Consider the following 19,882-nt stretch of genomic DNA (forward strand, 5'->3'; position numbering starts at 1 on the left):
AAAGTGCATTTCAAATCGCTGAATATCGCCATTTCGACGGGTTTTAGGCCAATCAAACTGCACTTTTGCATTTTGACCCGCTTTTTCGCCGAAAAACCGGCAAACAAACTGCACTTTTACATTTTGATGCCGTATCCCATAGTGAGTGGGGTTCGGAGAGTGATTAGGTTTGGCGGTTTGGCGGTTTGGCGGTTTGGCGGTTTGGCGGTTTGGCGGTTTGGCGGTTTGGCGGTTTGGCGGTTTGGCGGTTTGGCGGTTTGGCGGCCGCTATAGTCCCGCGTATTTATCCATCAAGCGCTGCAGCTTGCTCCGGATGAGCGCAAGCAGCTCAGGCGGCTCGCTCACGGCCGCGCGCTCGCCGAGGCCGATAAAAAAATCGGCAAAAAAGGCGAGGTCATCCTTCGGAATTTGGGATTGAATCCACCCGCTCCCGTCCGGACGAATGTGAATCTCTGTTTTTCGGCCTAATTCCGCTTCGCATAGTGAAACGCCGTCTATTTGAAGCTCAGCATGGAAGGGAAGATAATCGGCTTCATTTCGATCGGCTGCATCCCAATTTCCCAAATGTGTCTCCATCAGCGAGACGGGTTCAAAATCCGGTCCGGCGAGCTCGGCCGCAGTAATCCGATCGCAGCGAAACAAGCGCAGCTCACCGCGAAGAAAACAATAGGCCGGACAATACCAGAGGCCGCTTTCGGCGTAGATTCCAATGGGCTGAATCATTCGCTTCGTTCGTCCTTTCGAAGCTTCATACTCGATCGATAAGACGCGCTGGGATATAGCCGCTTCGAGCAGCAGAGTTAAATGAGGCGAATCGGCCGCACGAGACGGCGTAAACAAATCAAAGCGGTTGCGGATCTGATCGATGCGCTCGCGAGTGTCGCCGGGCATATTCAAATAAAACTTGTTAAGCGCAGAAGACGATTCTGCTTTAAACGGGTGAACGGGATAATGGCGCAGCGCATGACTGGCGAAAAAAATCGCCACCGCTTCATTTTCGGTAAACGCAATCGGCGGGAGCGTACGCTCATTCAGCACCTGATATCCTCCGTGCAGCCCCACTTGCGAATAAAGCGGCATGCCCAGCTCGCCAAGCTCCTGCAGATCGCGCAGAATCGTACGGGACGATACGCCAAATTCCTCCGCAAGCTCTCTTACCGTAAACTTCCGTTTGCGGTTAATCGTCAGCATGAGCTCCAGCAGCCGTTTTGATTTGGGCATCAGGCAGCTCTCCTTTTTGATCAATTCATTTTTGAAAATGTGACAATAGTTGTCACTATTTTAATCTACAATGAAGAAGAACGTCCAGCCAGTACACTTATTTTAAAAAAAGGAGCGAATATGATGCCAGCGCTGCAACAAATGAAAGCATTGCTGTATGAAGAAATGGAACTTATCGTCCGGACATCCGTAAATCTGCTGTCCAAAATCAAACAGGAGGATCTCAATTTCCGTCCTCGTGAAAACATGCGTTCCTTACGGGAACTGGCCGAGCACTTAGCGGCGATCCCTGCTGTCGATCTCATTATTTTGCAGCAAAAAACGGAGGATGAGGTCCGGACACTCGAAGCCGTGTACGCCGCTGAAGAGAAGGTTGATGCTCTAAGCGCCCGGATGCAGGACGGTGTAAAAGCATTGCGGGATTATATGGACAGCTTGACGGATGATGAGTTTCTCCATTTGCAGACGAAACCGTTCTACCTTGACCATCCCACTGCGCAAGCCAAGTGGCTAGTCGAGATCGTCACCCATCTTCAGCATCACAGGGGACAGCTGTTTACTTATTTGAAAATGCAGGGTTATGAAGTCAACATGTTCGATTTGTACTAGGGTGTGTCTGAGAACTCTGAGGGCAGCAAATTTTGCCGAATTTTCGTTCCATTCAAGGCACATATGTGAAGGCGTACCCGGGGGCACGCCCTAATATCCGCAAAAAAACCACGCTTGGACTTGCGGTCCAAGCGTGGTTTGCACTGTAACAATTAAAGCTCCTTAGCCGCACCTTCATCGAGCAAAACGGTCAGCCGCGGATGAAGCTGCAGCAGCGAGGCCGGGCACCTTGTCGTAACAGGACCGTATAATGCTTTCTTCAGCACACCAGCTTTATTTTCACCCCGGACAATGAGCAGAACCTGCTTAGCCCTCATTATCGGTCCTACACCCATCGTTACCGCATATTGGGGAACCTCCGCAAGCGATTGAAAGTAACGGGAGTTAGCCGCCCTCGTCTCCTCTGTCAGCTTAACGACATGAGTCTCCGCATTCAGTTCCTCTCCCGGTTCGTTAAAGCCGATATGACCGTTATGACCGATTCCCAGCAGCTGCAAATCCAGCGGCCCCGCTTCATTCAGCAAACGGTCATAATCACGGGCCGCAGCCCATAGATCATCTGCAATGCCGCATGGTATATATGCTTGTTCAGGCGGCAGATCAATGCCGCTGAACAAATGCTTGCGCATATAAACTTGATAGCTTTGCTCATGATCAGGCGATAACCCCGCATATTCATCCAAGTTAAATGCTTTGACCTGCCGGAGGCTGATCTGCGACTTCCGATGCCGGTCAACGAGCTGCTCATAGACACCGATGGGCGTCTCGCCCGTTGCCAATCCTAGAACGGCATCCGGCTTCGCCCGCACCAGGTCTAAGATGTAATCAGCCGCATAAGCAGACAGCTCCTCATTGGAGGCAAACGTCAATACGTTCATACGCCTCTCCCCGCCTCCCGCCATGCAAACGCATTTGCCGGATTGCCGATCATCATGCTCGCAATCTGATTCTCGGTCACCCCATATTGCCGCAATAAAGGCAGGAAGCTAACCGAAATAAAGTCTAATCCGATAGAACCGCCATAGCTCTTCATCCGTTCGCGGGTCGTATCCAGACCTAGCAGGACCTGCCGCTCCAGTCCCCAATCCATCATCTGGCGGATCAGTTCCGCTTCTTCCTCATCACCATGATATTTGTATCGGGCAATCGTATCATACTCCAAATATACGCCAAGCTCCGCCAGCCTTCGGTGCCGCTCCGGATAGTCCAGCTTGCGGTCCAAGTGGCATACGATGATCTGGTCCGCTGGAACACCCCGCTCCATATACAGCCTCACAAGCTCATCCGCCTCGTCATACGATTCGATATGACATAGAATGGGAGCTCCCGTCTGAATAGCAGCCTCAGCAGCAGCATAAAATCCATCTTTTGTCCGGATCATTCATCCGTTGTGCATCCATTGCCGTTTTAATAATGCCCGCCTTGGCGGCAATGGAATGGACCGGCTCGCCAAGATCCGTTCCCGTATACATCCCTTCGGTCAATTCATGGACGAATACCTCCGTCAGCTGCTTCTCGCTGTAGCGGTGAATCCAATGATCGTCGCGGTAAAAGATCAGCTTATGAAAACCGGTGGAAGCGATGATATGCATATCTGCATCAATGGATGCCCGCAGCAGCCAAGCCTCCATCCTTCCGCTGCCCAGCGGCTGAGCATCTACGACCGCCCTTCCTCCATAGCTTCGAAGGCTCAGCAGCTCCTCCAGCGTCGTCTCATAATCATCCAGACAAAGCGCCGGGTTAAGCGTCGATGGATGCCCCTTTGCCAGAAATAGATGCTCATGGCTGTGGCAAAATCCGAGCTGCTGCTTGTCCACAAGCCCTCTAACGGTTTGTATCGGCATATTCGTCCCTCCTCCTCATCCAATTCGTAATAAAAAAAGCTGTCCATTGGCAGTCAACTGCACGCCGGACAGCACCTGCTTATAAATCAGCCTTTTACCGCGCCTGCAGTAAGGCTGTTTGTTATTTGTTCCGTAAACATCATGTACAACAGCACGGACGGCAAAGCAATAATCGTCATAACCGCAAACTGAGCGCCGTAATTGGAAGCATATTGCCCCGTAAATTGAATGAGCGAGAACGGCAGCGTCTTGAACGTGTCGCTGCGAATATAGGTGACCGCCATAATGAACTCATTCCATGTGCTCATGAAGGTAAGAACCGTTACGGAAGCGATAACCGGCTTGGAGATCGGGAAGATAATCCGGAACACGACGCCCAGCAAGTTCAATCCGTCGATAACGGCCGCTTCTTCGATCGCCCGCGGCGTCGTCTGCATGAAGCCCATAAATATAAAGACGCTGATAGGAATCATAAAGGCAATATTCGGTAAAATCAAGGCCAAATACGTATCGATTAATTTCGTATTCGTAAATATGAAAAAATTCGGCAGCAACGTTGCGTATATCGGTACAATCATGCAGATCATGACCAGCCCCGCCAAATATTTATTCCATTTCCAGTCAATCCTTGCGATGACATAGCTGAGCATTAACGATACAACGACGGTGACGGCAATGACGACGACCGTGACGATAACGCTGTTCAGCAAGTAGGCGGGGACATGACCGAAGTTGAATGCGTCGGAATAGTTTTTCCATTGAAAAGGCTCCGGCCACTTCAGAATATAGCTGCCGAAGAAATCCCCGCTCTTCAGTAGCGAAAAGTTGAACATCCAAATCAACGGAAAGATTTGAGCCAGTGCCACGAGGGCCAATCCTGCGTAGAGAACGACTTTTACGATGAATTTACTCGTTGATGTCACCATTAGAACTCACCTACATCTTTCTTCAACAAGCGGTTCATTACGAGTGTAATGAGCAGGCAGAAGACGACGAACAGAACAGATATCGCGCTGCCGTAACCGAACAGTCCTTCACGGAAAGCTTTCGAATGCAGATACGTGGCCAAAAACTGCGTACTGTTGGCAGGGCCCCCGGCTGTCATTAAGAAAACCGTTTCCATTTGTTTAAACCCGGCAACGATTGCAAGCACGACATTAATGCGGATGACTGGCGACATGAGCGGAAGCACAATGCGTGTATTAAACTGCCAGCGGTTGGCCCCGTCTACAATTGCCGCTTCGTACAAATCGGAAGGAATGCCCTTGATGCCTGCATAATAGAGCAGATAAGCGTAACCAAAGCCTTGCCAGCTCGCTACAAATATAATAGAGAAAATCGCGATGGACGGATCGCCCAGCCAATCTTGTCTCCAGGAAGCTAAGCCAACCTGACCCAATACCCGGTTAATCAGACCAAATTGAACCGATAGAATACTGACCCACATTTGCGACGTGACAAACGTGGAGATAATGGAAGGAATGAATATGACCACCCGCAGTATCCGCTCAAATTTCCCCGTATACGGCGTAATAATGGCCATGAACATCGCAAGCGGATGCTGCAAAAGAACGAATGCTAAGCCGAGAAAGACCGCATGCCGGAGCGATTTCCAAAATATAGGGTCATGGAAGATCAATTGTGTATAGTTGTCAAACCCTTGGAATTGGTAGTCGACGCCATCGTAATTGGTGAAGCTGAGGTACAGGGCAACCAGAATTGGCAACAGGATCAGCCCGAGAATGAACAGCAGCCCCGGCGTAATCAACACGGCGATATTCCGTTTGTCCATCCAAAGTTTATTCATATCCGTCACTTCCATTTCTCTCTGCAAAAATGGAGCAAAACTATCGTTCCCGCTTTGCTCCATGGGTGCTGTTGATTAATATTAAGGATTCAATTCTTTATGCGATTTGTCAGCAATTGCATCGATCGCTTCGGCAAATTTCTCAGGCGTCGTTTTGAGCGCCAGCAGTTCCGTAATGGAATCGAGGTAGCCTTTGGATGTTGAAGCAGACAGACGGTCCTGGGAATTCGCGCCGCTAATTTCATCGGCGGATTTCAAGATTTCCGTCAAATCCTTCTGAAGCTGCGTTTCATTGCCCGTTACAAACTCGTCATAAGCTTGCGCCGGGAACGTAATACCGTTTTGCCATACCGTTCTAGCCCAGTTTTCTTTCTTGAACAGCCAGATCGCGAATTTTTTCGCCTCGTCGGTATTTTTCGTAGTGCTGGCTACGCTGTAGCCGCCGCCAAACCATGCGAGCAGGTCTGTTGTCGGGCTTTTGCCGTCATCAGAAGCCGGGTATGGAATCGCAATCATATTGTCACGCACTTCTTGCGGGAAGTTGGCATCGGTCGACAGACCCATTTCCCATTGGCCCATCAAATACATAGCCGCTTTGCCTTGGCCAAACAGGTTGCGCGCCGCGCCGTAGTCGAGGTTCAGGAAGCCATCGCCGAATACGCCGCTTTTCACCATATCCTGCAGTTTTTGCGCAGATGCTACAACTGCCGGATCATTAAACGAGCCCGTGCGGTCAATTGCTTTGTGGTAAACATCGAATCCGCCGGATTGACGGGATACAACCGCATCGAACAACAGGGCCAGCGGCCAAGCGTCTCTGCCGTCAAGCGCCATCGGAACGATATCGGTGCCTTTCAGCTTCTCAGCGATTTTGAACAGGTCAGATTCCGTTTTTGGCGGCTCAAGACCTTTGTCAGCCAATACTTTTTTATTGACATAAACCACGAGGAAGTCGGTGTTTTTCGGGATGCCGTAAATTTTGCCATCCATTGTGAAGGAATCAAATGCAGCGTCGATAAAGCCTTGGCCTGCAAAATCCTCTTTCGTGAAAGCAACCAGCGATTTGTTTTTAACAAACGGGCTCAAGTAACGCGCGCCGCCCCACATCATCGTTACATCGGGAAGATCACCCGAGACGTTGTAAATTTTCAGCTTATCTTGAAATTGCGGATCAGGAGAAAGCGTTTCCACAGTAATCTTTACGTTAGGGTTCTCTTGCATGTACTGGTCAATCAGCAATTGCTCCGCTTTGCCCTGGCCGCCGGTGCGATCCGGGTTGTTGCTGAAAAACTTGATTTCAACTTTTTGTCCGGAATCTGGCTTTTTATCTGTATTTGCCGTGTTGGCTGGCTTCGATCCGTCGTTTGTTGCCGGCTTTTCAGCGTTGCCGCCGCAAGCGGTAACCACGGCTGTAAACACCAGAATTGCAGATAGCGTAGTAAGTAACTTTTTCAAAAGAACCCTCCTCTTAATATCTTTCATCAGCGCTGTAGCTTCATTATAAATGAGGCTTATTGAAGGGATAACCTGTGATTATTCGGTAAAGCTGTATGTTTATTAGAAGCCGTTCTGCTTTTTTGTACTGGGAAGGCAGCATGCCCGTCCATTTCTTGAAAAAACGGACAAAATGCGCTTCATCATAGTATCCGACCTGCTTTGCTACTGTGTACACCTTGCACTGCTCCTGCTTGAATAGCTGCTTCGCCTTCTCGATCCGGTACTGGTGCAAATAATCGAGAAAGTTAATGCCCATTTCGTGGCGGAACAACGTCGATAGATGGGATTGCGATATAAAAACGTCCTCGGCAATTGATTTCAGCGTCAGGTTCGTCATATATTTCTCTTCGATCATATTCAAGACATGCTGAATCGTCTTATGCGGCAGCTTCTTCATCCGGCGGAACTCGACGAACTTCTGGATCACAACGGTGAGCAGCGTAGACAGCTCTTCAAACGTTTCCTGCCGCTGCACCTGAACCGCAAAACTTTCCATCTGCTCTACCGCTTCCTTAGCAAGCTCCCCGTTCGCCGCTTTAATTTCCTTAATCAAGGCGTTAATAAAGGAATACGAGTGCAGGTGAATGCGCTGAATCGACAGCTCCTGATCTTTGAACGCGTTCAGCCACTCTTCCACTTCCATAACGAAATCGGAATAGTTGCTCGCCTCTAAGGATTCACGGATGCGCAGCTCAAAGTCGGCGAAATCCTCCTTAAACTTCGTCCTGCGGCTTGCATCGGGTTCGGACAGCTCCCTCTCCGACGCCATAAACACACCTTGTCCGCCATGAAAAAAACGACGGGACAATGCGTCCTCCGCCTCCCGATACGAAACATGCAGCTGGTTCAGGGGATGCGCCCCGCCGACGCCGATGCTGATGCTTACTTTCAAAAATTGCGATAAATTACGCTGGATTGGCTCAAGGCCATCATGGAAGTCCTCCAGCTGCAGCTTCATGCCGTCCGGAACGTTGGCAATCAATACAAACTGCTCCTCCAGCGTCAACAATTCATGATGACCAGCGAACCGGTCGCCGATCGTCTCCTCCATAATGTTGGAAGCCGCATAGCGGATTAGCGGGAGATCCTCCTCCGTATAGGACAGGACATTAAGCGCCTTCTTATCGAACCGGAATACGATGACAAGTGCAGGCTTATCTGCGAGTTGAATGCCATACTCCTTAATCTCAGCCGCCATTTTCCCGGAATCGAGAGGCTTGACGGCACGAAGCCACTTCATCAGCCGATCCTCCTTGATCGCCCGTACGTTGGCATTCCATTGCCGCTCCAAGCGGTCTACCTGCTGATGCTGGCTTCTGGAATAAATGATTTTCAGCTTGGCCCGCATAATGGCTTCCCGCACCTGCTTCGGATTGCATGGTTTCAGAATGTAATCCAGCACGCCAAGCTTGATTGCTTGCTGCGCGTATTCGAATTCGCTATATCCGGTCAACAAGACTGGGACGAGATCCCAGCCGCGCCGGGATACCTCCTCGATAAGTGCCAAGCCTGTCATTTGCGGCATCCGAATATCGGTCAACAGAATATCCGGCTGCTCCTTCTCCATCATCTCCAGCGCAATCCGGCCGTTAGAGGCTGTTCCCAGCACACGGATTCCCTCCGACTCCCAGTCGATCATCGTTAAGATCCCTTCGCGAAATGTCGCTTCATCTTCTGCAATCAGCAATTTAAGCATGCGGTTCATCCTTTCCTTGCATTCCTGTTCGGCTGCGGTCGATCTTTAATTTGACCGATGTTCCGACATTCAGCTTGCTATTAATTTCGATGGCAACGTCGTCTCCGAAGTAATTGCGCAGCCGCTCCTTCATGTTATACAAAGCAAATCCGTCGGTATGTTCAGCGTTGCTTGAGCGTTGCTTTGCTTCAATAGCAGCACGCATCGTCTCCAGCTTATCCGGCGCAATGCCAATCCCGTTATCTGTAACCTCCATCACCAGCTCATTCTCAGTCTCATAAATATAGAGATGGATGAAGCCTTGTCCCTCCATTTGCTCGATACCGTGTACGACCGCATTTTCTACAAGCGGCTGCAGCAGCAGCTTCGGCACGCGTATTTGCTGGAGATGAGGCTCTGCTTCGATCGAATAGGTCAGCTTGTCGCCAAAACGGATTTGACTGAGAAATAAATAGTTTTCGACGATCGCCAGCTCTTTCTCAATCGTAATGATGTCGGCGCCCTGACTTAAATTGAAGCGGAAGAACACCGATAAACGCTGGATCATATCCGCCGTTTTGTCCGCACCTTCACGATAGGACATCCATGTGATGGAATTGAGCGTATTGTATAGAAAATGCGGATTGATCTGCGACTGCAGCATGCGCAGCTCCGCTTCTTTTTGCGATAGATCGGATTCGTATACATCTTGAATCAGCTCTTTGATTTTCGTCACCATAATATTATAGCCATGGCCTAATTGCCCGATTTCGTCACGCAGCTCCATATCGACATACTGGCTGAAGTCACCGGATTGCAGCTCGCGCATCGATTTCAGCAGCCGCTTGAGCGGATTGAGGAACAGCTTCGCGATGATCCAGCTAAGCGGAACGTTGATGAGAATAATCATAACTACGAAGCCTAGTGTCAGCCAGCGGATTTTATTCAGCTGCTGAAGCTCTTCAATTCTCGGCTGAATGACGAGCACATGCCAGCCGGTCGCCGAGGACGAAGCATGCGAGATCAACCATTGCTTGTCGTGCTCCGACCAGTCCACCTGATCCAGCGGCATATGATTGTAATAGGGCAGCTCGGTAAAGGCATGTCCGCTCCAAATGCCGTCCGAATCCGACATAATGGTACCGTATTCATTCATGACCACAATTTCGACATTGTCACGCTTCGGGCCAAATGATTTGCGGAAATCCGCTTCCGTCATACCGATGATCATCAGCCCTTCCTGCACTAAAGTCTCCGGATTGACGAGCACTTTGCTGTAAAATACTTTTTTGCGAGCATCGCCGATAAACAGCTTAAGCGGATCTTCCTCTACGCCCCAAGCCCCTTTGATGACATTGTCTATTGTATGTTCATAGATTTCACTTTTTTTATATTCGTCATAGCCGATAATTTCATTATTGTTCAGGCTGTTGAATTTGATGGTCGGGAAGTTGTCTGAGAAAATGAGCAGCGACTGAAAAAACTGCCGCGTGCTGAGCAGCCGGTTAATCATCGAATTGACCACCTGCGCAGAATTGTAGCTGGCATCAGGTGAAAGCACATCGTGAAGCTCTGAGGAGAGCGAAAGATAGCTGTAAGTGTCGTATATATCTTTGGCCAAATAATCCAGATGAGTGATCGTTTGCGAAGCAATGTTGTCCTGGGCCTGAGCGATCTTTTCCAGCACCTGATTGGAAGCCGTCGTATACGAGACGTAACCGATGCTGGCTGCCGTAAAGACGAGCATCGGCATGAACCACAGCTGGATTTTGAACCGGATCGGAAGCTCCAGGTATATGTTTTTAATTTTGGCCAGCATATCGCTTCCTCCCTTTTGCCCGTTTACGTATAAGCTTACTCCGCAAATTTGATTCTGAAAAGATAGACAGCCCGATTCCTTTGAGGAACCGGGCTACTATATCGTTCTGGTACAGGATTATCCTGCAGCTGTACGGGGCAGGGACTACCAGGAATAAGATTCCGGCGCCGGGCCGCCCGGTCCTGGAAACAGCTCATCGAGCCGCTGCAAGGTTGAGTCATCAAGCTGAATCTGAGTGGCCCGAAGTGTATCGCGCAGCTGCTCGACCGTGCGCGGTCCGATAATCGGCCCGGTCAATGCCGGATTCGCCAACACCCAAGCAAGAGCGACATTGGCTTCCTTCTCGCCCAGCTCACGGCATAGTGCAGAGAAGCCTTCCAGACTGGCGCGGTGTTTCTCAATGACGGCTGCCTGCTGGGCGGTACGGTTGCTGATGTTCTTGTTTAGCGCATTGCCGCCCAGCACCCCTCCGGCCAGCGGACTCCAAGCGACGACGCCCAGACCAAGATCCTGCGCTGCCGGAAGCACTTCAAGCTCCGGCGTCCGGTTCAGCAGACTGTAAATATGCTGCTCCACGACGAGCCCCATAAACTTCCTTTCTTTAGCTGCGGCTTGCGCTTTGACGAGATGCCAGCCAGCAAAATTGCTGGAGCCGATATAGTCGGCTTTGCCCTGGCGAACGACACCCTCCAGCGCTTCCCACAGCTCTTCCCATCCTGTTCGCCAATCGATATGATGCATGAAATAAAGCTCAACATGATCGGTTTGCAGCCGGCGGAGCGAGCCTTCGAGATGACGGCGGATTTTGTAAAGCGACAAGCCTTTCTCATCATTTGGACCGTCCAGCGGATCGGACATTTTTTCATATGCTTTAGTCGCGAGAATGGTCCGTTCACGGCGGTTACCGCCCTGTGCCAGCCAGCGGCCGACGATACGCTCCGTCGTCCCCGCATTTTCGCCCCAGCCGTAGATGTTCGCCGTATCGAAGAAGTTAATGCCGGCGTCCAGCGCCTCATCCATAATGCGGAACGCTTCCTTCTCGTCGGTCGACACGCCGAAGTTCATCGTGCCGAGACAAAGCCGGCTAACCTTCATGCCCGTTCTGCCCAAGTAGCTGTATTGCATGGCCTTATCTCTCCTCCCATTTCGGATTGTCGACAATGACAGCTTCGCCGTCTTGTTCAACGATCAGCTTGCGGAAGCCCTTACTCTCGATCGTTCCGTAGTCATGGCCTGAATCCGCGCGATAGACAAAGAAGGTAACGAGCGGGACGGACCCCGTATTGATGCTTCTGTGAGCATAGCGCGGCGGAACATATACAGCTTGCCCTGCAGCGAACCGTTCGGCCTGCCACTCGCCCTCAGGATTTTCCATTAGCATATAGCCTTCCCCGCTCAAGCAATAGTACACCTCGGGGGTGTCCAGTATGGTGTGAAAATGGCCTTTCGTCATGTAATACTCACGTCCGACTTTACCGGGGTGTACGATGCTCGTTCCGAACAGCAGCTCATTAGGTGACTCCGGCATCGACAGCTCGTAAAACTCATAAACGAGCGGGTCTCCCGATGCCACCAGCTCTGCCAGAGCCTCGGCATTCTCATACATGCCAGACATTTTGGACAATAGCCGCTTCGTCGGCTCATAATCCCGGGATGATCCGTTCAGCAAATCGAAATGCGCGGAAAAAGGGACAGTACTCATTATGAAACGCTCCATTCTTGTTGAATTGTATCGTAATCAGCGCAGGGTTCCGGCTATGCGCTCCAGTTCAGCAAAGGTATCAGCTGCGATTTCGAGATGGAATACCTCCTGAATAACCTGTGTCCAGCCGTGAATGAAATAGATCCAGCCGTCCTCCACGTATAAGCTGCGATCTTCCTTTTGGCGGTTCGCCTGATGCAAATAGTCCAGCGCGCCCCGGTAATTCAGCTCCCACACGAGACTGTCTTGCGGAAAAAGCGCATCGTCGGTAATCGGGGAGCCCGGCTGATCTTTGCCAAGGCCAGTCGCATTTACAATGAGTGAATGCGGCTTAGTCGAAGCCATTACTTCGTCGTTGGCGTTCGCTTGCGGCGTCAAATGGTAAGCAGCCGGCACGTCCGGCGCAATATCATTCATGATGCGCTCAATTTCATCCAGCCGGTGCTGGCTGCGGTTCGTCACGATCAGCTTGCTCGGCCGTCCCGGCCGCCGCTTATCCAGCAAGTAAGCGGAAATGGCAATCGCACTGCCGCCTGCTCCCATGACAAGCAGCTCGCCGTCATGCTCCTGCCAGTAATTTTGCGGAACAAAAGCCTCCAAGGCCAGACCGCTGGAAATCGGATCTTTCGCGTAGCCCTCCAGCTTGCCATCCTTTTTGGAAATGCAGGAAAGCTCGCCGAACATCGTCGCATAAGGGGCCAAATAATCGAATAAATCTTTAGCTGCGTGATAGAGGTCGATCTTATGCGTCGTCACGAGCGCGCCAAGCGAAAGCTCATCATCCTTAATAAATTGTACAGCTTCCCTGTAAATGGCCGGGTCAGCATGAATGCCGATGTCGATGCCGCGAATGACCGCATCCTTCAGTCCCAGCGCTTCCGCCCAAAGCGGAAACAGCTTCATAATGGATGATTGTGTCGTTGTCACGCCGATGAAATATAAAGTAGGCTGATCAGCCTTTTGCAAATTAAGCATGGAGTTGCTCCTTTCAAGCCGTCTGTTCGTTTTTCGTATCAAGCCTTTTGTTCAGCAGGGGCACTCAGCATATCCAGCAGATTTTGCGTAGATAGAGTCGCCATTCGCGCAACGGCTTCTTTCGTAAATGCACCAGTATGCGAGGTGAGCAGAAAACGGTCGAGCTGCAGCAGCGGATGCGCCGCTTCCGGCGGTTCCACAGAGAACACATCCTGTGCAGCACCTGCGATGCCGCCGCTCGTTAATGCAGCATAAAGCGCATCTTCATCGACCAGCTCGCCCCGCGACGTATTGATGAGAAGAGCCGAAGGCTTCATTCGGGCCAGCGTCTCTCCGTTGATCAGATGCTTCGTCTGCGGCGTGTAAGGAAGATGAAGCGATACAACGTCGGATAGCTCCAGCAGCTGGTTCAGGTCATGCATCCGGCCGATGCCGCTTGCTTCCAGAAACGATTCATCCCGCAGAAACGGATCGTAGATAACGGGCTTCATGCCTATGCCTTTCGCCCTTAGCGCAACCTCGCGGCCAATCTGTCCGCCGCCGATTACGCCTATCGTTTTGCCCGTCAGCTCGATGCCCATCGAACGCTCCCAATACCCTTGCTTGACGGCTGCCACAATGTGAGGGATGTTCCTCGCTAATGCAAACAACAGACCGATCGCATGCTCTGCAACAGAAATATGGTTGGAGCCCGCCGCGTTGCGGAGCTGGATACCCAGTTCCTTCGCTTTGTCCTGATCGATGTTGTCCATGCCCATGCCATATTTGGATACGGCACGCAAATCCTTGCATTGCTCCAGCACTTCGGCAGGCAGCGGGTCGACGCCAATAATGATGCCGACCACGCCTTCACGAGCCTGTTCCACGATCTCCGCTTCGGTCATCGTGCGGCCCAAGTTGTTTTCAATGATGTCGTAGCCTTGCTCGATAATAAGCGGGTAGACGGAAGCTTTGTAATTCGCGAATGATTTTGGCGTAATCAGCACTTTCGGCATCGTCTCACCCCTCTACAGATCCAGCTCTGACATCGTAGCCGGCAGCTCATGCTTCGTATTGACTTTTCCAGGCCCTGTTACCAAGTCAAAACAGGAAACGATCAGCTTTCCATTCCAAATAATCGGCTCGCTTGGCTGATCAAGCTCGCCCTGGAAGCCATCGGAATCCGGGCTTTGCGCATAACGCTCTACCGTTCCGTCCGGGTACACCTTAGCGATTGCGTTTGCCGAGAAATCGGCGATATACAGATTGCCGGCCTCGTCCATTACCATACCGTCCGTCGTTTGCAGCTGCTCCGGATTTTTCGCCCATACGACGTTATCCTTTACGGAGCCATCAGGATGGAACGTAATTTTATGGACAGCTCCATCACCGAAATTGCCGACGTACAGATTGCCCTGCGGATCAAATTCGATGCCGTCTGCACCGTATTGATCGTTTTCATTAAGTGTAAGCAGCGAGGTCAACATATGGGGATCGTCCAGATTGTTATGAATCTGGATACCTTCCTCGTCCAGACCGAAGCGGTAGACGCAGCTGCGCAGCAGGCCGGTCGGGTCCTGAACCTTCGTCAGCACGCTTTGTGTTACATACATATACCCGTCGCGAATGCGGATACCATTCGGATGCTCCATGCCTTGGGCAACGATTGTCGTCGAGACGACTTGGTCGTTCTCGATACGCAGCCGGAGAATACGGCCTTGGAAGCTGCCCTCCGGCGAACCCGACCAGCCCTGATTGTCGCATACGTAAATGTCGCCATCCGGGCCAAACGCAATGCCCATCGGGCAAGCGATTCCGGTGTCCGGGTGGACAGGAACGTCTACCCACTTGCGAACCTGGTGGTTCGCATTGATTTTGACCAGACAGGCTGGCCGCGAATGGTCGGCGAAATTCGGGCAGGACAGCACAAGCTCTCCATCTGCCGCAATCGCCATTCCATCCGGTGTCGTTACAAGCTCTTCTGGCAATAAAGTAAACAATCGGGGTGTATTCATAGCGTTTTATCCTCCTGTTAGTCCGGGCATTTCCGCCCGGCTATTAGAATGTAATAATCGCTTTTTTTCATTCCGCCCGGCTGGGCCGCTTGCTCGAAAGCTTCTAATATCTGGTCAAATCCGTACACATGGGAGATGAATTGCTCCGCCCGCAGTGCGCCGCTGTGCATCCAGCTCAGCACTTGTCGATGGCTTTGCGACTCCTCCAGCTTGGAGGGCCACTGGTTAAAATCCAAATGCCAGTTATACGGCGCTTTGCTCCAATCCAGCTGCATGGTCGTCTCCGATGAAATGCCGTAGCAGCAAATATGTCCATAAGGGGCGAGCAGTTCCATGCTTTGGTTAATGATTTCGTTCTTGCCTACTGCGTCCACCGTAAAGTCAACGCCGCCCGGGCATATCGCCCGCACTTCGGCCGTCAGATCCGAGGTTTTGCTGTTGACCACATAGTCCGCGCCAGCCTGCAGCGCCTCTTCGGCTTTCGTCTCGCTCGTTACGGCTGCGATGACCGGACCCATGCCAAGCAGCTTGGCGAAGGTAATAAAAGCAAGCCCGACGGGGCCGGCTCCGATGACGACAATGCTGGCATCCGGACGAAAGCCGAACCGTTTGCAGGAGCTGAGCACTTCGCGGAACGTTACGATCATCGGCGCAATCGTCGTATCGATGTCCGGCGGCAGCTTCTGCTGCGCGTAATAGGCTTCGGAAAACTCCGGAGAGCCGGGACCTTTTCCATCCTCAAGCAGAGACTGGCTGTCGCCCACTACCGCATATTCGGAAAAAGCGCCCCAGCCGGAATGAATGCCGTCCGTTTCACCTTCCAAAAACGGCAGCAGCACCAGGTCTCCAACCTTCAAATGCCGTACATTCGCTCCCGTCTCAACGACGCGTCCTACGCCCTCATGACCCAAAGCAGCCGGATACGTATCGAAGCCCTTGAATTCGCCATGGATCAGCTTGGTGTCGGTTCCGCGGCAAATACCGCAGCTGACCATCTTCACCAGCGCCTCGTAGTGACCATACGAGGGTCTTGTTATTTCGCGGACAGAGAGCTGTCCATCTTTATCTACAATCAAGCTTTTCATTGCAGGGAAGCACCTCCTTCTTCTAAAAGCAGCGCTTTGCTGCGCGTTTCGGTTCACCTGAACTCGAAACGCTTCACTCCGCGCGAATCGAACACTGCTGTCCAGCCTGACATTCCCGCTGTTAATCTAGCGTGTTAGTATCCGGCAAAGCATTCCGCTATTCAGCCGAGCCTTGCGAGCGCTTCTTCCCGCGTTGGCAGGGAAGGAATTGCGCCAATTCGCGTCGTGGCAAGCGAAGCTGCTGCATTCGCAAAGCGGAGAAGCTCCGGCAATTGCTCATCAAATAGCGGCTGTCCCGCCTTCTTTCTTTCAGCCAAGCCTTGCAGCACCGCTGCGACAAAAGCATCGCCCGCACCCGTCGTCTCTACGACTTCGGCTTTAAAGCCTTCAATATAGCCGCTTAATTCACCGTTCGTATAATAGCAGCCGTCCTTACCCAGCGTAACGATGACCAGCTTCGGTCCGCGTTCCAAAATGTAACGTCCGCATTCCTCCACGGTGGAGCATCCCGTAATAAAGCGGAATTCCTCCTCGCTGATTTTCACGATATCGGCATAGCCAAAGCCTTCGTTAATTTCCTTGCGGGCATGCTCCTGATCCGGCCATAAATCCATCCGCAAATTCGGATCGTAAGAAATAAGAAGCCCATGGGCGCGAGCATAAGCCAATGCTTGCAGTGTAGCTTCCTTGCTGCTCGGACTGCCCAGACTGATCGATCCGTAATGAAAAATGGTGCCTTGGCTCATGTACTCCTCGTCAATGTCTGCTGCCGACAGCCTCATATCTGCGCCGGGATGGCGGTAAAACATGCAATCCCTGTCGCCGTCGGGCTTTTGCGCGACGAATGACAAGGTCGTGCGTGCTTCCCTATCCAGCGCCAGACAATGAGTGTCTACTGTCAGCTCATCCAGCACACGCTTCAAATAATGACCAAACGGATCATCGCCCACTTTGCCGATAAATCCGGCTGTACCGCCCAGCTTCACAACGCCTGCGGCTACATTGGCCGGAGCGCCTCCCGGCGCTTTCACAAATCCGGGGCTGTCGATTAACGCCGCATCCTTCGCCGTCGATACGAAGTCGATCAGCAATTCACCTAAGCAAATAACATCGAGCTTCATGCCGAACCTCCTTCTGTCTCCCCATATTGGCTGGCTGCACTCTCCATTAACAGGAAGAAGGCTTGGCTCTCAGGTGCGGTTCCCGGCCGGTCGAAAAACGGTGCCGCACAAGAGCCTTGTACCAATCCGCTCTCATCAACCCGCGCATGCACAGCTGCACGCATTTGGTCTGCAAAACGAATGTAGTCCTTATCCAGCACACCGAGCAGCACGCCGCGGTAAATCGAATAGCTTACCATTTGAGCCGCGTTCGTCTCGACAAAGGTTGCCGGATCGTCCATCACATCATGGAACAGACCATCCTCCCGCAAATGCGCTAGACTGCCGTCGACGGACTGTTGCAAATAACTTGCAATCCGCTCCCGTTCCTCCGTCATGGCTTCCGGCAAGCTTGCCAGCACACGAATCATACCGGCGGCGGCCCAGCCGTTGCCTACACCCCAATGCGCTTGCCGGATAAACGATTTCGCCTCATCATCGTAAATATGGGAGAACAGCTTGGCTTCGGGATTCCACAACAGCTTGCGGTACCCGTCGATCTGCTTCACCGCTTCCTCGTAATAACCCGAAACCGCCAGAAACGGCGGCGCCATGTAAAAGGAATCGATCCACACCTGCGGCTTGTCGATAACATGCCGCAAGATGCCTTCCTCTGTCTTTGGCGCGTGATTCAGCAGCCAGTCCAGCATGCTTGACGCGCCTTGCACGAATAGCGGGTCTCCCGTTACTTGAGCCGCCAGTGCAACGGCTTCGCCATTAGCGGCCGAATCCGTGACGGAATAACCGTCATTCATGACCCCTAGCTTGCCGGAAGCATCTTGGCGATTGACTGCGTCGCGCGCAAGCAGGAAAGCCAGCTCCGTATCGCCGGACTCCAGCAGCGCTTGTGCAGCAACTCCCTGCTCCCAGGAATATCGCTGCATGCTAAGCAGCGCCCGTTTGACCAGCGCGACTCGCTCCGCATCCGCTGTATGTGAATTTGCTATATGGCTCATCCGCTAAACCTCCTTGTAATTGGCTTGCTCTGCTGCGCCTGAGCACCAGGCCAAAGCCTCACCGAGCAGTCCGATAAAGCTTGGATGCTGCAGCCCTTCCGGCCGATGCGCCGGCGTCAGTGCACATACCCGTCCTTCGCCATAATAATGGCGCCACGCGGCGATTGAGCTCCCGTCAACTGATGAGGAGCGCAAATACACCTCGGTTCTGGCTTCGTCACAGTGGACAAAATAATGCTCGTCCATGATTGCGAATTGAACCCCGTCCCCATCATATTCGACTCGTTCATGAAGCTCCGGATGCGATGCAAAGCTGCCTCGCAGCATATCGACATAAGCACCCTCTTCCGGATAGGAAGCCAGACCCGAATGCCAGGCCAGCCAGCCGCCCCCTTGCTTCACATAGGCCGTAATCGACTGGGCGATGGCCTCGTTCATCCATAGAGCTTCTCTGTCTCCCTCCGGATCGATGCGGTTTTCCTTGAACAACACAACGGCGTCCGGCCGCTTTGCCAGCGTCTGGGGCAGCTCAAGCGCATCGGTTATCCATACATCAACAGCAGCTTTGCTGCCGAAAGTCTCTTGCACCGCTAACATGAGCGCTGACTGAATTACATCCTCGCGATGATAATAATCACCTATAACTGCCGCAATTTTATACATAAGTCACCCCTTCGCCCAACTTGAATGACAACTTTGTCTATTGATGCTGCATGAGTTCCCTCATGTACGTTCATCATAAGGGCTATTAAAAGCGGGCAGTACCCCACATCTTTCGTAAAACCTGTACGTTTCTTGGATGACATTACGAGCCAGGCAGCGCAAAAAGCCGATTGCTCGGGAGGAACAATCGGCTTCTTATGCTAGCGGACAAGCTGCTGCGCAATTATCGGGGCGCTCGGAGTGGTGCACTCAGAGCGGAGTATGCGGCAATCCCCGACCCCGGGGTCACTGCGCGTTATGGCTCATTCTGCCGTTCTTGATGGCATTGCATCATCGCTTTCACGATGGATCATGGATAGAATCTGCGAAATGTCAGCCTGAACTCATAACGTTCCGCTCCCCCTCCGATGCTTAGCATGTACCACTTCCAGCAAAATCACGAATTCTTAAGTAGCACACACACCATTCGATGCGCAGCAAACAAACCTTGCACTTCAAACGAAACTTGAGAGAGCTGTACATGCAGCATAATGGAAGCAAACCAGCAAGATAGGATATATGCAAATAACAGAAACGGATGTTTGATCGAAAAGTAAATTTGTTGTGCTATCAGATTATGAAGTTTATTTCGTTCATTGAGCCAGGTTAGCGCAGATAGCTCTGAATACGTGTCGTACTCACTTTGCACGGCAGACTACAACGTATCAAAATGCAAAAATACAGTTTGTCAGCCGGTTTTCGAGCGATTTATCGCTTCAAAATGCAAAAGTGCAGGCTGATTGGCCTAAAAAGCACGAAAAGAGCCGAATCGGGCGATTCTAAATGCACTTTCCCAAAGGCCCCCTAGATAAACTGGAGTCTCCCTATCCAATTAA

At 51.7% G+C, this 19,882-nt stretch carries 20 protein-coding genes; 2 read left to right on the top strand and 18 right to left on the bottom strand.

Translation table 11 applies throughout. The annotated features are described in order from the left end of the window. Positions 1-273: hypothetical protein (locus tag TY10_RS31465; RefSeq protein ID WP_238327542.1), on the top strand; the 273-nt coding region annotated here is incomplete at its 5' end. Here TY10_RS31465 and TY10_RS10825 read toward each other — a convergent pair. After that, the gene (locus TY10_RS10825) at positions 268-1,221 is read right to left on the bottom strand and encodes a helix-turn-helix transcriptional regulator (RefSeq protein WP_042163159.1); all 954 of its coding nucleotides are present in this window, start codon (positions 1,219-1,221) and stop codon (positions 268-270) included. The two genes, TY10_RS31465 and TY10_RS10825, sit on opposite strands and share 6 nt — an antisense overlap. Positions 1,222-1,344: 123 nt before the next feature. Here TY10_RS10825 and TY10_RS10830 point away from each other — a divergent pair, with 123 nt between their 5' ends. Further along, entirely contained in the window at positions 1,345-1,830 is a 486-nt protein-coding gene (locus TY10_RS10830) for a DinB family protein (protein WP_042163161.1), read from the top strand. A gap of 152 nt (positions 1,831-1,982) precedes the next feature. Here the strand turns inward: TY10_RS10830 and nagB are convergent, their stop codons facing one another. The 17 genes from nagB to TY10_RS10910 all read right to left on the bottom strand — a co-directional run bounded on the left by nagB (position 1,983) and on the right by TY10_RS10910 (position 19,007). Further along, on the bottom strand, positions 1,983-2,708 hold the full coding sequence (gene nagB / locus TY10_RS10835) for a glucosamine-6-phosphate deaminase (protein ID WP_042163163.1): 726 nt from the start codon (positions 2,706-2,708) through the stop codon (positions 1,983-1,985). Continuing rightward, positions 2,705-3,211 carry a phosphotriesterase family protein gene (locus TY10_RS32030; protein ID WP_052350485.1) on the bottom strand — a complete coding sequence of 169 codons (507 nt, stop codon included), beginning with the start codon at positions 3,209-3,211 and terminating at the stop codon, positions 2,705-2,707. Before TY10_RS32030 ends, nagB begins: the two co-directional genes overlap by 4 nt. Beyond that, positions 3,174-3,674 carry a phosphotriesterase family protein gene (locus TY10_RS32035; RefSeq protein WP_052350486.1) on the bottom strand — a complete coding sequence of 167 codons (501 nt, stop codon included), beginning with the start codon at positions 3,672-3,674 and terminating at the stop codon, positions 3,174-3,176. The genes TY10_RS32030 and TY10_RS32035 overlap by 38 nt, the downstream gene beginning before the upstream one ends. 86 nt (positions 3,675-3,760) lie before the next feature. Beyond that, positions 3,761-4,600: a carbohydrate ABC transporter permease gene (locus TY10_RS10845; protein WP_042163165.1), complete on the bottom strand. Its 840-nt coding sequence runs from the start codon at positions 4,598-4,600 to the stop codon at positions 3,761-3,763. Next, positions 4,600-5,481: a carbohydrate ABC transporter permease gene (locus TY10_RS10850; RefSeq protein ID WP_042163167.1), complete on the bottom strand. Its 882-nt coding sequence runs from the start codon at positions 5,479-5,481 to the stop codon at positions 4,600-4,602. Before TY10_RS10850 ends, TY10_RS10845 begins: the two co-directional genes overlap by 1 nt. Before the next feature lie 81 nt (positions 5,482-5,562). Next, entirely contained in the window at positions 5,563-6,936 is a 1,374-nt protein-coding gene (locus tag TY10_RS10855; RefSeq protein ID WP_052350487.1) for an ABC transporter substrate-binding protein, read from the bottom strand. A 43-nt stretch (positions 6,937-6,979) separates the two neighbouring features. Next, a complete protein-coding gene (locus TY10_RS10860; protein ID WP_042163170.1) occupies positions 6,980-8,674 on the bottom strand; it encodes a response regulator in 1,695 nt (564 codons plus the stop codon). Further along, the gene (locus tag TY10_RS10865; RefSeq protein ID WP_042163173.1) at positions 8,667-10,472 is read right to left on the bottom strand and encodes a sensor histidine kinase; all 1,806 of its coding nucleotides are present in this window, start codon (positions 10,470-10,472) and stop codon (positions 8,667-8,669) included. Before TY10_RS10865 ends, TY10_RS10860 begins: the two co-directional genes overlap by 8 nt. Before the next feature lie 144 nt (positions 10,473-10,616). Beyond that, positions 10,617-11,597, bottom strand: a complete 981-nt coding sequence (locus TY10_RS10870) for an aldo/keto reductase (RefSeq protein WP_042163175.1) — start codon at positions 11,595-11,597, stop codon at positions 10,617-10,619. A gap of 4 nt (positions 11,598-11,601) precedes the next feature. After that, entirely contained in the window at positions 11,602-12,174 is a 573-nt protein-coding gene (locus TY10_RS10875; RefSeq protein ID WP_155985802.1) for a glucose-6-phosphate isomerase, read from the bottom strand. Positions 12,175-12,210: 36 nt separating this feature from the next. After that, positions 12,211-13,149 carry a shikimate dehydrogenase family protein gene (locus TY10_RS10880; RefSeq protein WP_042163178.1) on the bottom strand — a complete coding sequence of 313 codons (939 nt, stop codon included), beginning with the start codon at positions 13,147-13,149 and terminating at the stop codon, positions 12,211-12,213. A gap of 38 nt (positions 13,150-13,187) precedes the next feature. Next, the gene (locus tag TY10_RS10885) at positions 13,188-14,144 is read right to left on the bottom strand and encodes a phosphoglycerate dehydrogenase (protein WP_042163180.1); all 957 of its coding nucleotides are present in this window, start codon (positions 14,142-14,144) and stop codon (positions 13,188-13,190) included. 12 nt (positions 14,145-14,156) lie between these two features. Then, on the bottom strand, positions 14,157-15,143 hold the full coding sequence (locus TY10_RS10890) for an SMP-30/gluconolactonase/LRE family protein (RefSeq protein WP_042163182.1): 987 nt from the start codon (positions 15,141-15,143) through the stop codon (positions 14,157-14,159). A gap of 17 nt (positions 15,144-15,160) precedes the next feature. After that, positions 15,161-16,228, bottom strand: coding sequence for a zinc-dependent alcohol dehydrogenase (locus tag TY10_RS10895; protein ID WP_042163184.1), 1,068 nt, complete (start codon positions 16,226-16,228; stop codon positions 15,161-15,163). Between the two features lie 161 nt (positions 16,229-16,389). Further along, positions 16,390-17,349 (bottom strand): PfkB family carbohydrate kinase, encoded by a 960-nt coding sequence (locus TY10_RS10900; RefSeq protein ID WP_042163186.1) that lies wholly within the window; start codon positions 17,347-17,349, stop codon positions 16,390-16,392. Then, positions 17,346-18,344: a glycoside hydrolase family 88 protein gene (locus TY10_RS10905; protein WP_042163188.1), complete on the bottom strand. Its 999-nt coding sequence runs from the start codon at positions 18,342-18,344 to the stop codon at positions 17,346-17,348. The genes TY10_RS10900 and TY10_RS10905 overlap by 4 nt, the downstream gene beginning before the upstream one ends. A 3-nt stretch (positions 18,345-18,347) precedes the next feature. Continuing rightward, a complete protein-coding gene (locus TY10_RS10910; RefSeq protein WP_042163190.1) occupies positions 18,348-19,007 on the bottom strand; it encodes a ThuA domain-containing protein in 660 nt (219 codons plus the stop codon). Between the last annotated feature and the right edge of the window lie 875 nt (positions 19,008-19,882).

It is taken from the genome of Paenibacillus gorillae, from assembly GCF_000513275.1.
Taxonomy (GTDB): domain Bacteria; phylum Bacillota; class Bacilli; order Paenibacillales; family Paenibacillaceae; genus Pristimantibacillus; species Pristimantibacillus gorillae.